The 14524-nt window shown below is 60.3% G+C and carries 13 protein-coding genes and 3 pseudogenes; 6 read left to right on the top strand and 10 right to left on the bottom strand.

Annotation, left to right across the window (positions count from 1 at the left end; genetic code table 11):
• Positions 1 to 16 precede the first annotated feature (16 nt).
• The 3 genes from AK829_RS09560 to AK829_RS09550 all read left to right on the top strand — a co-directional run bounded on the left by AK829_RS09560 (position 17) and on the right by AK829_RS09550 (position 2708).
• Positions 17 to 772, top strand: coding sequence for a TSUP family transporter (locus AK829_RS09560; RefSeq protein WP_052205632.1), 756 nt, complete (start codon positions 17 to 19; stop codon positions 770 to 772).
• A gap of 59 nt (positions 773 to 831) precedes the next feature.
• On the top strand, positions 832 to 2193 hold the full coding sequence (locus tag AK829_RS09555; protein ID WP_052205631.1) for an AAA family ATPase: 1362 nt from the start codon (positions 832 to 834) through the stop codon (positions 2191 to 2193).
• Between the two features lie 98 nt (positions 2194 to 2291).
• On the top strand, positions 2292 to 2708 hold the full coding sequence (locus AK829_RS09550) for an RloB family protein (RefSeq protein ID WP_052205630.1): 417 nt from the start codon (positions 2292 to 2294) through the stop codon (positions 2706 to 2708).
• On the opposite strand, the gene AK829_RS12315 is transcribed toward AK829_RS09550, so the two are convergent.
• The 8 genes and pseudogenes from AK829_RS12315 to AK829_RS12870 form a co-directional block, all read right to left on the bottom strand.
• Entirely contained in the window at positions 2674 to 2940 is a 267-nt protein-coding gene (locus AK829_RS12315; protein ID WP_332307947.1) for a transposase, read from the bottom strand. The genes AK829_RS09550 and AK829_RS12315 overlap by 35 nt on opposite strands.
• A 170-nt stretch (positions 2941 to 3110) precedes the next feature.
• Positions 3111 to 4142: a GNAT family N-acetyltransferase gene (locus AK829_RS09545; RefSeq protein WP_198147760.1), complete on the bottom strand. Its 1032-nt coding sequence runs from the start codon at positions 4140 to 4142 to the stop codon at positions 3111 to 3113.
• Between the two features lie 179 nt (positions 4143 to 4321).
• Positions 4322 to 4777, bottom strand: a pseudogene (locus tag AK829_RS12310) (transposase); the annotation flags it as partial.
• 96 nt (positions 4778 to 4873) lie between these two features.
• The gene (locus AK829_RS09540; RefSeq protein WP_052203473.1) at positions 4874 to 5641 is read right to left on the bottom strand and encodes an ATP-binding protein; all 768 of its coding nucleotides are present in this window, start codon (positions 5639 to 5641) and stop codon (positions 4874 to 4876) included.
• Positions 5642 to 5645: 4 nt separating this feature from the next.
• Positions 5646 to 7280: an IS21 family transposase gene (gene istA / locus AK829_RS09535; protein WP_052205628.1), complete on the bottom strand. Its 1635-nt coding sequence runs from the start codon at positions 7278 to 7280 to the stop codon at positions 5646 to 5648.
• A 146-nt stretch (positions 7281 to 7426) separates the two neighbouring features.
• A pseudogene (locus AK829_RS09530) lies at positions 7427 to 8187 on the bottom strand (IS110 family transposase); the annotation flags it as partial.
• Between the two features lie 364 nt (positions 8188 to 8551).
• Entirely contained in the window at positions 8552 to 9244 is a 693-nt protein-coding gene (locus AK829_RS12305; RefSeq protein WP_269745048.1) for an IS5 family transposase, read from the bottom strand.
• A pseudogene (locus tag AK829_RS12870) lies at positions 9232 to 9456 on the bottom strand (transposase); the annotation flags it as partial. The pseudogene AK829_RS12870 and the gene AK829_RS12305, both read right to left, overlap by 13 nt.
• Before the next feature lie 114 nt (positions 9457 to 9570).
• On the opposite strand from AK829_RS12870, the gene AK829_RS12555 reads away from it, so the two are divergent.
• Positions 9571 to 9732 carry a hypothetical protein gene (locus AK829_RS12555; RefSeq protein WP_157045343.1) on the top strand — a complete coding sequence of 54 codons (162 nt, stop codon included), beginning with the start codon at positions 9571 to 9573 and terminating at the stop codon, positions 9730 to 9732.
• 15 nt (positions 9733 to 9747) lie between these two features.
• Here the strand turns inward: AK829_RS12555 and AK829_RS09515 are convergent, their stop codons facing one another.
• Positions 9748 to 11214: an amino acid permease gene (locus tag AK829_RS09515; protein WP_052205627.1), complete on the bottom strand. Its 1467-nt coding sequence runs from the start codon at positions 11212 to 11214 to the stop codon at positions 9748 to 9750.
• 17 nt (positions 11215 to 11231) lie between these two features.
• Positions 11232 to 13505 carry an ATP-dependent RNA helicase gene (locus AK829_RS09510; RefSeq protein WP_052205626.1) on the bottom strand — a complete coding sequence of 758 codons (2274 nt, stop codon included), beginning with the start codon at positions 13503 to 13505 and terminating at the stop codon, positions 11232 to 11234.
• A gap of 25 nt (positions 13506 to 13530) precedes the next feature.
• Here AK829_RS09510 and thpR point away from each other — a divergent pair, with 25 nt between their 5' ends.
• Entirely contained in the window at positions 13531 to 14097 is a 567-nt protein-coding gene (gene thpR / locus AK829_RS09505; RefSeq protein ID WP_052205625.1) for an RNA 2',3'-cyclic phosphodiesterase, read from the top strand.
• A gap of 244 nt (positions 14098 to 14341) precedes the next feature.
• Complete coding sequence (locus tag AK829_RS09500) at positions 14342 to 14524, top strand: hypothetical protein (protein WP_052205624.1); 183 nt, start codon at positions 14342 to 14344, stop codon at positions 14522 to 14524.

Below are 14524 nucleotides of genomic sequence, written 5' to 3'. Positions count from 1 at the left end.
GATACCCTTTGCGCTTATGACTCCAACCGCCATCACCATCCTCGCCATCGCCGCAGCCTTCGCCGGTTGGATTGATGCGGTGATTGGCGGCGGCGGTTTGGTGCTGATCCCGGTGCTGATGAGCGTCACCGGCATGCCTGCCGCATCGGTGCTTGCCACCAACAAAGTCGCGGCGGTCACGGGCACGGCGTCGGCGGCGATCACGCTGGTGCGCAAAGTGGGCGTGCCCAAGGCAACGTGGTCCTATGCCCTAGCGGCGGGCGCGGCAAGTGCAGGTGGTGCGGCGGCGGTGGCGTTGATTAGTGATAGCGTCGTGCGCCCCATCATCATCGTCCTGCTCTTAGCCGTGGGCGCGTTTGTGGCGTTGCGGCCGGAGTTTGGGGTGGGCGGTGATGGGGTGTTCACGGGGCGTCGACAAGCAATGGCCCTTGTAGCGGCCGCTGCCATCGGGTTCTACGACGGCATCTTCGGCCCCGGCACCGGCATGTTCCTCATCATGGCCTTCACCGCCGTATTCGCGCAATCCTTCATCCGCTCCGCAGCGATGTCCAAAGTGGTCAACACCGCCACCAATATCGGCGCGCTCAGCGTGTTCATCATCGGCGGTTACGTGGTGTGGCCACTGGCAATCGGCCTTGCGGTGGCCAACGTCATCGGCGCGCAAATCGGCGCCCGCACGGTGCTCGCCGGCGGCTCCAAGCTGGTCCGGTTCGCACTGCTCGGGCTGGTGGTGGTGCTGAGCACCAAGTTGCTTATGGACGAACTGCTGTAGCCAACCACGGAAAATGCGTAAAAAGTACGCAGAAAGCCTTTTTAAGTTATCCTTTCGGTGTGCAACTCATTCGATTTACCGCCGGAAACTTCAAAAGCATCGCTGATGAGCAGACGATTGATTTTGCCTACTGGCCTGGCGAAAGCTCGGTACCTGATGTCCCGTGGGCAGATGTTGTGCGGCCGGTGACGGTGCTGATGGGGGCAAACGCGTCTGGGAAGAGCAACATGCTGGACGCGTTGGGCTACTTTTCCCGCGCCATCCGACTTTCAGCCACCCGTTGGCAAGATCTCGAAGATCCTGGTGAGGTGATGTTTTACCCGTTCGCCTCGGAGAGCTCTGGCGTGAAGCCAAGCTTTTTTGAACTCGACTTTGTTGTAGACGGCAAACGGTACTTGTACGGGTTTGAATACGGCGGTCTCGGTGTTGAGGGCGAATGGTTGCATTACGTTCCCAACGAGCGGTGGACCCCAATCTTTGAGCGAAGCGATGAGACCATCGAGTTCAACAACCGCGTTGTGCTCGAAGATGAGCAGGCAGTGCTGCGCTTTGCCAACCCCCGCGAGCTCTACCTTTCGGTTGCATTGCGCGGACAATTTGGAAAACTCGGCGCCCTGGCTCAGGCGATCGTCCATTCGCTGCGTTTCATCGCTTTGAGTGATCAGCATCGTGAGCAGCGTATTCACAATGTGATGCGAGCGCTGCGAAGCGGAGCGATGAACTTTGATGATGTGGGACAGCTTCTTGCGGCTGCGGACACCGGCATAGTCAACGTCACGCTCGATGAAAGCAAGTTGCCACCAGACCTCGTTGAGAAGCTTCAGACAGCGGCCACCTCACTTAAGCAACTTCATCCTTCGCCTAGGGCAGGCGCTGCGCTGACGATTTCCGACGGTGACGGGGGAGTCATCGAGTTTTCAGAAAAGGATCTGGAGGCTGTGGCGCTGCACTTGATCTTTGAGCATCAATCCGAGGACGGCACGATGTCGCTCGGACTACGTGAGCAATCCGACGGCACCGTTACCTGGTTTTCACTCGCCACCATTCTGGTAGAAGCGCTAAAGACCGGTGGTGTGGTGGTTGTTGATGAGCTTGATGCACACCTGCACCAGCACCTGCTCTTTCTCATCGTTGAAGCTTTCACAGACACAACAATCAATGTGGGCGGCGCGCAACTGTTTTTCACCTCACACAGCACAAACTTGTTGGAGCGGATGCAGGAGCTGAACCTGAAGGAACAGTCGTTCTGGTTCACCGAAAAAGGCTCCGACGGCAAAACCACGGTCTACTCGTTGGCGGATTTCAGGAAGGATTCACGTGCAAACTATGAGCGCCGCTACCTTGACGGCCGCTACCGGGCGATCCCGAACCTCTCCCCGGCAACGCTACGGGGCCTAACTAACGCGAATGTGGGTGGGTAGCGCTAATGGCAGCAAGGAAGTCCAGATCTGGTAATCCGTCGCGGAGAAAGGCAACGGCGAGGCGTGCACCGAAAGAGGTAAAGAACAAGGTTCTCGTGGTGACGGAAGGCACGGTGACAGAACCCCAATACTTCGAACGCCTCAAAGGAATCATCAGTGAAGACTTCGGGGTCCAGCTTGTCGTAAGGCCGAAGTTGAGCAACAAGCCGAACACAAAGTGGACCAGTAACCCAGTTAGCGTGGTGGAACAAGCCATCCGTATCCGTGATGAAGCAGCCAATCAAGGTCGAGACGTGGTGCCGTATGCTCGCTGCTTCGCTGTCGTGGACGTGGACCAGTGGGATCAAGGACAACAGCCCACTGCTCTGCAGCAGGCAATTGAACTTGCGAAAAAGGAAGGCATTGAACTTGTTGTTTCTAACCTGAAATTCGAAGTGTGGCTACTCTGCCATGCTGACGAATCTTCTCGTCCGCCAACGACTAGGTCGTGTCTCCCAATAGTCGGACCCAGGTGAGGATGGCGCAGAGGGTGACGCCGGCGCGGTACGTGATGGCGAGTTTGTCGAAGCGGGTCGCGATGCCGCGCCACTGCTTCGCGAGTGCGAAGAATCGCTCGATCACGTTGCGACCGCGGTAGGCGGTGGCGTCGAACCCGGGCGGGCGACCGCCGCGACTCCCGCGCCGTTTTCGTGCGATGATCTGGTCGCGCTTGTCGGGAATGACGGCCTTGACCTTGCGGCGGCGCAGCTCGCTGCGAATGCGCAGCGGACGGGGGCCGCACGCGCGGGGGTTGACGCACGCGAGCTCTACCTCGCGACGCTCGGGATGTCGTGGGCCGCAGAGAACGGGGGAGAATCAACCGCGCTGCTCGCCCTGCTGCGTCGCGGCTGGGCTGCTCCGCCTCATTCAGAAACCACTTAGCCGTTGATGACCAGCTTCCAGGACGTCTCGCGGAACTTCGGCCGCAGGCCCAACTTCTCATTGATTGCCAACATGCGTTCGTTATCGAGCGCGTTAAACGTCACGATGCGCCGCGCATCAGGGAATCGGTCCTTGACCTCTCGGTAGAGTACCTGCTTGATGAGCATCCCCAAGCCCTGGCCGCGGGCGCGGCGGTGGACGAAGGTAATCTGCTGGCTCGCGGCCTCGGGGTGGTCGGGATCGATGGTGGCGCAGGAGTAGGCGGCGATGCCCTCGGCGTCGACAAGCAGCGCGTTGGCGATGTCCTTGGTTGAGCGCGCGTTCTCGGCGTGAAGCTCCTCAATCATCTCGCGGGTCCACACCTGCGGCTCGGCCTCGTCGGTGGCGGGCACGTCTTCCCAAGACATCTCCATGATGCGGAGGAAAGATTCGATGTGCTCCTCTGGTGGCATCCAACCGGCGAAATACACGGGGCGCAGTCCGGCGGGGATCTCTGGATCCTGGGCGAGCGCGAGGTCCAGCTCGGAGGCCTGCTCCACCACGCCGAGCTCGAAGCCTGCGCCACGGAGAAGTTCGCACCGCGGATCGGTCTCTAACCCGTCGAGAGCGATGTTCATCTGCACATAGAGCGTGGTCCGCTGGCGCTGCGACATCTCGTCTTTTGTCGCAGTGAGGAGGGAATCGAAGACCTCCGGGGCGAAGTCATCGACGTAGTTGAAGACGGCGTGTGCCACGTGGGTATCGCTAAGAAGGGGGAAGGACAGCTGCGCGAAGCCGCAGAACTTCAGGTCGGTCTCGTCCTTTTGGGCGTGGACGGTGCCCTCGCGCTCGGCGCACGCCATGAGGACATTCTCTCGCTGTGAATTCGGGCGCAGGGTTGCGAGCTCTTGGTCGAGCGAGCGGTTGAAGTCTTCGCCTCCGGATAGGTAGCCGTTCAAGGCATTGAAGGCTTCGTTGTTGGTGCGGATGGCGAGGGACGGCTGCTCGTTGGACTCCAGGTGGGGCGGGGCGACGCGGGAAACAAACATGCTCAAAATCAATACCACGGAAACCCACATTTGGGGCGTGTTCCTATATAGTTTGTCAACCTCGCGGGTGGAATAGCCGGGGTTGATTTTTCAACCGGGGTTGTTTGGGCGTGTTGTTTTCTGGTATGGCTGTTAGCCGACTGGGATTTTACCCAGTCGGCCATTTTGGTTCTTGGTGTCTAGGCTGCTTTGACTTCCTGTGATTGGTCGGGGTTGCGGTAGTACTCGTGGTTGCTCATCATGGCGTATAGGACGTTGAGCCGTCTGCGGGCTAGCGCTACTACTGCGGCGTTGTGTCTCTTGCCTTCACGGCGCTTTCGTTCATAGAACTGCCGTGAACGCTCGTGGAATCTGATGGATGCAAAAGATGATTGCCATAGGGCGTTCTTTAATTTCTTATTGCCAGCTCTGTTCAGTGAGTTCGACATGATCGAGGTTCCGGACTGATTCGTTCGGGGTGATAAGCCAGCGTAAGAAGCTAGGTGCCTAGCTGTCGGGAAGTCAGACATGTCGCCCGCGGTCATGAGAATTTGGGCAGCCGTCTTCGGCCCGATTCCCGGCATGGATAGCAGGATTTGAGTGTGGGGAATGCCGTTGATGAGCTCGATGACTTCCTGCTCGAATTGTTTGCAGTGTGTTCAGAAGACTGAAATGGTAGCGGTGTGGTGAGTATCTGGTAGCGCCTGAGTGAGTATCCGGTAGCGGTGTCCCCACTCAGGCGTTGTTGGTGGTTATGCGTTGGTGGTCAGGCGCATGTTTGGTCCTTCGAGTGTGATGATCTCCGCACCGGAGACGAGTCGGTTGAGGATTGACTCGGAGATCACGGCATCGGGGATGGATTTGTACCACTCCAGTGGGGTGAATTGTGAGGTCACAATCGTTGAGACTTTGCTTTCACGCGCGGCGAGGATGTTGAGAAGTTGGTGCGCGGTTGCGGCATCTACTGGTGTGGTCAGGAAGTCATCGAGGACTAAGACGTCGACGTCGTGGAGGTACTGGATGAACTTTAACCGTGCGGGGTCATCGGGTTGGAGGACTGCTAGTTCGGCGGCGAGCATGTCGGTGCGGTAGAAGCGTGCGGAGTAGTCCTTGCGGCATGCTGCTGTGATCAAGGCTTGGGCGAGGTAGGTTTTGCCGACTGAGGATTTGCCCAGGATGACAATGTTTTGGCCCAGGTGGCACCATTGTCCGTGAGCGAGTCTGCTGACTTGCTCGGGGTTGATGTTGCGGTCAGGCGTGCAGACCACGTTTTCAAGGCAAGCATCAAGGTTTGGCGATCGGGATGCTTTCAGTAGTTTGTTGATGCGTCGTTCGCGCCTGGCCGCGACTTCTTTATCGAGTGCGTAGAGCACCTTTTGGGAAAACGTCCATGCGTCGAATGCGGGATCGTTGGCAATCTCGATGACGCTTTGTCCAAAGGCAGTCATCCGCAGCGCGGTGAAGTCGGGCAGGACGGACTCGTCAAGGAAGCGATCTGTTGGTGGGGTTGGTGATGACATGGGCTTAGTGTCCTTTCTTGGTGAGGTTTTCGATGCTGAACTGGTCTGCACCGCCGAGAAACGCGCCGGTGGTATCCCGGTCGGTGACTGCAGGGGCGGTGGGCTGGTTGGTTGTGGTGCTGCGCGGGGCCTGGTCTAACCCGCGGGGCCGGGTGGCGTGTTCTTTGCGTATGGCGGCCATCATGTTTTTGACTGCGGTATATGACACTGCACGTCGGCTGCCGTCGTTGGCCATTAAGCGCTGGCATGCCTCTTCCAGGATTGGTTTGTTGCCGTGTTTGCCCATCGACAGCACGTTTCTACAGGACTGGTACGCCTGGGCCGGGATGGCTTTCGCCGCGATGAGTTCTTCGATGACTTTGCGTGTTGCCGGGCCGGTTTTGCTGGCTTCGCGATAAAAGTAGTCGCTTGTCCACAGCCCACGAGTGGAGTCCATGCCAGATGGAATGTGCTCATAGTCAGTGACATAGGCCCCACGTTTATGCGAAACTTGGTGGGTTGCCACGGTCGTGCCTTGATCAAAGACGGTCAAGACTTGGCCGGTGATGCGCACATCGACAGTGCGGCCAACAAGCTGATGCGGAACGGAGTAGCGCACCGTTGCAACCGTGATATGGAAATCTGGGGCTACTTTCGCACGCTTCCACTCGGTGTGCTGCCACGGGGTTTGCGGCAGATCAGCAAGCAGATGCTGCTCGTGTTGTTCAAAGAGATCCCTGCGGCTTGACTGCTGGCTGCGAAACGGCACGGAGGTGTTGATCGCGTCGACTAAGTCCACAATCTTTTCGTTGAGCTCGTCTACGTCAACGCACTGGTGGCCTTCAAGGGTGTGGATGACTTTGTGGGTGACGATCTTTACCGCAGCTTCCACATTTGCTTTATCCTTCGGTCGGCGCGCGCGTGTGGGAAGTGCTGCTGTGTTGTAGTGCTCCAAGAACTGCTGGTAGGTGTCGTTGACCTTCCGATTCCTATCGGCAGTACTAATCGCGTTTGATGCTGTTGACGCGTTATCGGGGACAACAACCTGACAGACCCCACCGAAGTAGTCAAACGCTTGACGATGGGCATCAAGCCAGGACTGTTGACGCTGGTCAACACACGCACACGCAAACAACATCCCTGAATACGGCAACGAAGCGACGAAAATACTGACTTTCGCACCCGGCGTGCCCGCAGGGTCGTACAGGCACATCTTGGTACCTGCCCAATCCACCTGCATCGTATGCCCTGGTGCATGGGTGATCCGCGCGCTAAGCCCGGCAACATCGACATGGGAGGCAACTAGCTGGCGGAACCGGTCGTAGCTGTAGTGACGCTGACCCGGCTGGGCTGGGGTGGTGGTGTAGCGAGCCCACAATACTTGCAGTGTTTGCTTCGTACGCCCTGTGCGTGCTTTGACGACCGCGTCAAAGTCAATCGGGACGAACCCGCCTTGCCCACTGGTGCGTTTGTCAACGAATATCTCGGCCAACTCGTCATCGGTCAACGCCGCGACCTGCTGGGCAGTGGTCAGGCCGAGGCTTCGTAGCGCTTGGTTCGCTCGGGAAATCGCGCGGTGCGAGCACCCGAGCTGGTCTTCAATCTGGCGGTAAGAGCGCTTCCTAATCAGCAGCGTCATCACCGCACGGTAATCCGTCATCAGCGGACTCCTTCCAGTCACACGCCGCACCCGAGTGGTGCGGCTACCGGAAGTATCACCCCGAGCCCCCTGAGCTGCTACCAGATACTCACTGAAGTGCTACCAGATAGTCACGACACTGCTACCAAATAGCCGGTCGCAACACAGTGCTCGAGCTTTAAAAGCGCGTCCTTCGCCGACATTGCTACGCCCATTTCGGCATATTGTGCACCAGCAATGGCGACTGTTTGCTCAGAGATGGCAGCGAATATGGCATCGATGACGGGCTCGGGATTGCGTGCCTTATAGCGTCGAGCAAAGGCAGCTGCTTTGGCTTTCCGAGGCGCTTTATTTTGGTGGGCCCGCCGTAGCGTGCAAGTAGGGGCAGAACCCACTTGCGGGGTGGATTATCTGGCCGCGAAGGGCTTGTTCGAATTGCGGGTAGCAGCCAACGAGTGCACTTCGAATCTGATTGATGAGCCTGGTGTAGGAGCGTGCTAAGTCTTCGTCGATGCCGTTGAGGACTTTCAACTGGAGGAAGGCTTCTTCGACACGGTCGACACTGCGGAGGGATTCCGGAAGGTTCTTTGCAGCGTGGGCGATGATATATGCATCCCGGATATCAGCTTTGACATTACCAGCGTGGACAGATGCGAGAGAGTTGGCGCATAGCCCAACCTGGAAGGTAGCGCACGTCGATTCCGATATCTTGGGCAACCGCGACAGTTAGTCGCCCAATGTTATTGGGCTGGTCCACGACGACAAGGACCTTGTGGTTGTTTGCGCTGAATGTTGAAAAGAGTGTGCGCAGGGATTTTTCGTTTTGGTTGATGTGCTTTGATAGTACTTGGGCGCCGTCGATATCTAAGACGCAAGCGTGGTGAAAGTATTTGCCAACGTCCATGCCGATGACATAGTCGTAGGTCATGCCAGACCTCCTAGCGAATTGAACGAGTATGAGACTTATTTCGTCGCTGGTGGTCGGACATACTTCACGCTGGTATCCACATTACTTTGAGACCTCGCGCATACTGTGCGGGTCAGGTTCCTATTAGCAGTCTGGAGTATGTCACTGCCTTCGGCGGCATCACCCCCCCGGATCATTTTCAGACGGGGACGAAAAACAAGCCATACCGAAGCCAGCGACTAGTTCCACTGTCACAAGGCAGAAGGAACGCAGATAAACATAGCCTGCCCCAGCATGGGGCTAGGAGTACGAATCCTGGGCTCCTTCAAGCGGAAGTGCTAACAACGTAATGGGACTATGTCTCAATCAACACCAGAGAAAACGACTAGGTCGTGTCTCCCAATAGTCGGACCCAGGTGAGGATGGCGCAGAGGGTGACGCCGGCGCGGTACGTGATGGCGAGTTTGTCGAAGCGGGTCGCGATGCCGCGCCACTGCTTCGCGAGTGCGAAGAATCGCTCGATCACGTTGCGACCGCGGTAGGCGGTGGCGTCGAACCCAGGCGGGCGACCGCCGCGACTCCCGCGCCGTTTTCGTGCGATGATCTGGTCGCGCTTGTCGGGAATGACGGCCTTGACCTTGCGGCGGCGCAGCTCGCTGCGGATGACTCCGGTCGCGTAGGCACGGTTGGCGATCACGGCGTCGGGTCGGGTTCGTGGGCGACCCGGGCCAAGCCGGGGAACCTGGATCTCGCCGAGCACGTGGATGAGCATCGCTCCGTCGTTGCGCTGCCCGCCGGTCACGATCATCGCGAGCGGGCGGCCCTGCCCATCGACGGCCTCGTGGATCTTCGTGGTCAGACCGCCGCGGGAGCGACCGATACCGTGACCGGGCGGTTCAATCTCGTGCCAGGGCAGATTCTTGTGATTCGATCCTGCCCCCCTGTGTCCTGCTCGGGGCGGGTGGTGTTCGTGGCATGCTGATGCGCACGCGCGATTGTCGCATCGATCGACACCGCCCAGTCGATCTTCCCGGCCGCGTCGGCCTCGGCAAGGATCTGCGCCAGCACCCGATCCCACGTCCCGTCACCGGCGTAACGGCGATGCCGCTTCCACACCGTCTGCCACGGGCCGAACTGCTCGCGGGGCAAGTCACGCCACGGGATCCCGGTGCGGAACCGGTACGCGATGCCCTCCACAACCCGCCGGTCGTCACCGAACGGGTGACCACGCCGCCCGGCATTGGACGGCAACGGCGGAGCGATCCGCTTCCACTGCGCATCCGTAAACACCCGATATCGAGAACCCGTCGACCTCACCCCACCAGACTGACGCGAACCTCACGATACATATGGGAGACACGCCCTAGTGCAGAGTTAGACAAGCGCTGCGCATCCGCTGGTCTCATGCGCGGCAAGACGCTGAAAACTGACTTCCCTTTTGGTCGCTATGAGGAGGCTAAAGCTGCGGCACTTCAGCTGGGAAAGGTGAAGTCAGGGCAGGCTGGACCGAATCCATCGACAGCAATGCCCAACTTCCTCGACGCCATCAGAGCCTTGGCTGACTAATCCTGGTTAAAACCCCTACAGCACCAGCGATCCGTTAACCAGCCCAACCACGGCAAACACCGCGCCGATGACAACGATGGTGACAACGACCCACTCGAAGGCGTTAAACAGGCGCTCTCCACGTGCGCGCTTGGTCAGCACGTACGGGATGATGCCCGGCAGCACCGCGAGTGCGCCGAAGAGGACGTACACCAGGTCGGCGGCGTAGATCAGCCACAGCGAGTAAATAAACGCCACGGCGGCAACAACCAGGTGCTTGGAGTTGGTTGCGCGGTCTGGGCGGACCTCATCAGTGGCTGGGTTCTTGTCCGCACGCAGCGCAAGCAGCACCAGATACAGCGCGGAGAAGATGTAGGGCAGCAGGTACATGATCGTTGCCAGCTGGACCATGGCGTTGTAGGAGGTCTGGTTGGCAAAGAAGATGATGACAAAGAACTGGATGACCACCGTGGAGATCAGCTGCGCGGTAAACGGTGCGCCGGCGTTGTTGGCGCGGCCCAGGCGCTTCGGCAGCAGGCCGTCATTGGCCATGAGCACGATGGGTTCAGCACACAGCATCTGCCAGGACACGTACGCGCCGAGCACGCTCAGGCACAGGCCGATGGAGATGAACACGCCACCCCACGGGCCCACAACCGCCTCAAGGACGGCGGCCATGGAGTTGTCCGGCAGCGCGGCCAGTTCCTGCTGGGTGAGCACGCCGTAGCTCAACGTGGACACGGCAACCAGCAGGCCTAAGACGGAGAGGAAGCCGATGATGGTGGCGCGGCCAACGTCCGTACGCTTGGATGCCTGCTTGGAGTAGACGGATGCGCCCTCAATGCCAATGAAGACCCACACGGTGTAGAGCATGATGCCCTGCAGCTGCTTGGAAAATGGCAGGCCAGAGCTTTCGCCCCAGAAGTCGAACGTGAACTTGCCCCAACTAAAACCAAGGAACGCAACCAGCACAATGAAGGCCAGGATGGGCACGATCTTGGCAACGGTGACCACCACGTTCATCACCGCTGCCTGCTTGATGCCGCGGGTGAGCATGAAGAAGATCGACCAGGTCAGCACCGACACCGCAAGGGCCAGCACCCACTGGTTGCGGAAGACGGGGAAGTAGTAGCCGATGGTGCCGAAGAACAAGGTGGCATACCCCACCTGCGCCATGACGGAACCAAGCCAGTAGCCCAGGCCGGAGGCGAAGCCGATGAAGTCACCCAGGCCTGCGCGCACGTAGGAGTACACGCCGGAGTCCAGGTGCGGTTTGCGCCGCGCGAGGATCTGGAAGACGAAGGCAATGGAGAGCATGCCCACGCCGGCGATCAGCCAGCCGGTGAGCATCGCGCCTGGGCCCGCAACGGAGCCGATGTTTTGCGGCAGCGCGAAAATGCCGGAGCCCACCGTGGAGCCGATGATCAGCGACACCAGCGTCCACATGGACACAGTGTGTGCCCGGGAGTGGCCCTCGGTGTGCGTCGTATGCGCAGTTGTCATGCCGATAATGTAGCGGTTTACATTTTGTTCTTGGTCTTCGCCGTGGCTTTGGCGCTCCAGGGGTCCTCCGGCCAGGGGTGCTTGGGGTAGCGGCCACGCATTTCTTTGCGCACTTGCTGGTAGGGCCCGTCCCAGAAACTGCGCAGATCATCGGTCACCGCAAGCTCGCGTCCGGCAGGTGAGAGCAGGTGAAACAGCACGCGCACCCCGGAAATTTCCGGTGAGGTGGCCAGCCCGAAGCATTCCTGCAGTTTCACGCGCACCACGGGCCGGCCGGTCTCGTACGAAATCTTGGGCCGCGACCCACTCGGCACCGCCAGCCGCTCCGGCGCGCTTTGCTCCAGCTTGCCGGCCAGCTCCCACGGCAGGTTGCGCATCATTGCGGCCCGCATGTCGCATTTGCTTATCGACGCCCCGCGTAACACCTCCCCAACCTCAACCGAGTAATCCCCACGCGAAACATCTGGCCAGCCAGCTTGTTCGTGGAGGAAGGTGAGGCGGTCAAGGAGGTGGCGTTCGGCGCTATCAAGCAGAAAGTCCTCAAACCGGAAGGAGGCGGCGGCCTCTTCCAGTGCTTCGCTGGCAGCAGGGTTGGCCGAGGTGTCGAGGGCGACCGGCGTGGCGCTGAGTTCGATTGCGCCGATGGCTTTGACTTTACGAAGCTGCACCTTGTCCTTGGTTACGTGCGCGCGGTAGCCCTCCGTGACGCGCTCGGTGGGAAGCTCCGTGGCGGCGGCCGCGCGGATCACGGCATTGTGTGTGGTGCGCTGCACCTCAGCCGCCGCGATCCACTCCGCGCCGGTCAGGTTGATTTTCGGATCCAACGTGGCGCGCGTGCCGCTGGCCAGCAGGTATTCCTCACCCACGCGCTTGGCCACCCACTGTGGAAAGGCGGTGCTGACCACCTCACCCGCCGCAACCGGCGGGCCTTTCGGCGCGAGCTTTGCCAGGCGGTTGACCTGGTTGCGCGGGGGATCGACGCGGCTTAGGTCACCGCTGAGGCCCTCCGCAATCGCCGCGACCGTGGGCGCCGCACCGTTGCCCAGCTTCAGCAGCGCGGCGCCTAAGCGCGGGTCCACCGGCAGCGTGGCCAGTGTGCGGCCGAAGTTTGTGATCTCGCCGCGGCTGTCAAGGGCGCCGAGTGCCTTCAGCGTTTCCTCTGCTTCCTCACGTGCTGCAGCTGGTGGTGGGGTCAACAGCGGCAGGTCTGGGGAGCCCCACGCCTTCATTATCAACACCGCACCCGTCAGGTCACTCGTGGTGATTTCTGCGGCGATGTCTTCACGAAAGTGCTGGTAATCAGCCTCCGAGTACGCGCGTACCACCGTGCCCGGTCCCAAACGCGCCGCACGACCCGCGCGCTGGTTCGCACTCGCCTTGGACGCAGACACCGTAACCAGGCCAGTCATGCCGCGGGCATCCCTGCGCGGCTCCCTTGAGAGGCCCGCGTCCACAACCTTGCGCACGCCCGGCACGGTTACTGATGACTCTGCCACGGCCGTCGATACCACCACCGGCGCATCCCCGTATAGCGCCTGGTCCTGCTGCTCGCTGCTCAGCCGACCGTGCAGCGGTGCTGCTGCAACGCCGTGTTTGTGCAGCGCCTCGCACACCAACTCCACCTCACGCACACCCGGCACAAACACCAACGTGCGGCCCTCCGCTTGTGCTGTTGACGCCGGTTTAGCTGCCAGCGACGCCACATGCTCATAAAACTCCCGCGACCCCGACGCACGTCCCGCATGCGGCGCGTACTGCACCTCCAGCGGGTGCGTTTCCGCCTGCGTGGACACCACGTGCGCACCCATATGCTGCGCAAACGCCGCCGCGTCCAGGGTGGCGGACATGGCGGTGAGAAAGAAGTCGTCGCGAAGAATCGCAACCTCCATGCACATCGCCAACGCCAGATCCGTATCCAGCTGACGCTCATGCACCTCATCCAGAATCACCGCGTTCACACCGTGAAGCTCCGGGTCCTTCAGCAGGCGGTTCAGCAGCACGCCGGGGGTGACAAACTCCACCAACTCGCCGCGCTTGGCTTCGCCGCGGATGGCGTAGCCGGAAAGCGACGGGGCGTCGAGAAGCGAAAGGCGCCGAAACGCTGCACGAACCGCAACCCTGCGCGGGGCGGTGACCAGCGTCTTTCCATGCGCATTCGCAACCGCCGGCGGGATCAGCGTCGTCTTACCCGTACCCGGCGGCGCCTCAACCACCAGCGGGCCAGCCTCAGGCAACTGGCCCAGCACCCCCGCCACCGGCAGGCCGCGCCCGATTTTCTCCAAGTCAAACATTGTTTTCCAGGGTACCTTTGAGGCCATGAGACGCCTGTTCGCCGCAATCGTCCCACCAACCGAGGTCCGCGAGCACCTCATCACCGCCCTGCGCCCGATCCGCGACACATTCGGCACCGAAACCCGCTGGACCGACCCAGACAACTGGCACATCACGCTGGCCTTCTACGGCTCCCAGCCCAACGACGCCGCCGAAGTCACCGATATCCTCGCCCAGGCAACTGCATGGGCTCCGCCATTAGAGCTGCGGCTTCGCGGCGCCGGCTGCTTCGACCGCCGCACCCTGTGGATCGGCGTCGGCGGCGACAAAGCCTTGCTGAAAACCCTTATGGCGGACTGCCTTCTGGAACCCGACGCCCGCGGCCGCCAGCGCGCGCACCTCACCGTCGCCCGCACCGGCACTCGCACCAGGGACTTCTGGCTTCTCGACGACCACGCCCACGCCCTCTCCATCTACTCCGGCCCCCGCTGGCACGTGGATGAAATCCACCTCATGGAATCCCACCTGGGCAAAGGCCGCTCCGGCGGGCCGAAGTACGACATCGTGGACACCTTCTACCTGCGCGGACCCGCGCGCCGCGAGGCCTCGTAGGGGTTCTACCCCCTGACCTGCGCTAACCCCACGCACCCCACCAGCCTCATTGCAAACAAAGCGATTTGTTGCGGATGTGACAAACCCGACCTGGGCTTTTGTAAACGAGGCCCCCTCGTTTACAGGATTACGATTGATCGCCAGCCTTCAGCTCGAACAACAATTTCGAACATCCGCTGGCGTGTTACCCCAGTGTGGAACAATGGGCACAACGAACCAACAGGAACATTTCCAAGGAGGGATTATGTCTACGCCGATTATTCGCCGACTCACGGTTGAGGAGGCTAAGCAGGAGTTACGTAATCTCGAGCAGCAGGTGGAAGGTGGTATCGACGAGTTCGAGGAGCGCGCCCACTCGTACGATTTATCACCCACTGAGCAGGGCGTATGGCAGCGCATTTCGGAACTACGGTGGCTTCTTGGTTAA

This window comes from Corynebacterium riegelii (assembly GCF_001263755.1).
Classification (GTDB): Bacteria; Actinomycetota; Actinomycetes; order Mycobacteriales; family Mycobacteriaceae; genus Corynebacterium; species Corynebacterium riegelii.
This window is presented reverse-complemented; position numbering and strand designations above follow the sequence as displayed.

What these genes read in the sequence shown, in the direction of transcription:
- AK829_RS09515 (WP_052205627.1), bottom strand. Translation starts at nt 11,214, where the DNA reads ATGACAACTGCGCATACGACGCACACCGAGGGCCACTCCCGGGCACAC.
- AK829_RS09540 (WP_052203473.1), bottom strand. Translation starts at nt 5,641, where the DNA reads ATGTCATCACCAACCCCACCAACAGATCGCTTCCTTGACGAGTCCGTC.
- AK829_RS09500 (WP_052205624.1), top strand. Translation starts at nt 14,342, where the DNA reads ATGTCTACGCCGATTATTCGCCGACTCACGGTTGAGGAGGCTAAGCAG.
- AK829_RS09560 (WP_052205632.1), top strand. Translation starts at nt 17, where the DNA reads ATGACTCCAACCGCCATCACCATCCTCGCCATCGCCGCAGCCTTCGCC.
- AK829_RS09510 (WP_052205626.1), bottom strand. Translation starts at nt 13,505, where the DNA reads ATGTTTGACTTGGAGAAAATCGGGCGCGGCCTGCCGGTGGCGGGGGTG.
- AK829_RS09545 (WP_198147760.1), bottom strand. Translation starts at nt 4,142, where the DNA reads ATGTTTGTTTCCCGCGTCGCCCCGCCCCACCTGGAGTCCAACGAGCAG.
- AK829_RS12555 (WP_157045343.1), top strand. Translation starts at nt 9,571, where the DNA reads ATGCGCGGCAAGACGCTGAAAACTGACTTCCCTTTTGGTCGCTATGAG.
- istA (WP_052205628.1), bottom strand. Translation starts at nt 7,280, where the DNA reads ATGACGGATTACCGTGCGGTGATGACGCTGCTGATTAGGAAGCGCTCT.
- thpR (WP_052205625.1), top strand. Translation starts at nt 13,531, where the DNA reads ATGAGACGCCTGTTCGCCGCAATCGTCCCACCAACCGAGGTCCGCGAG.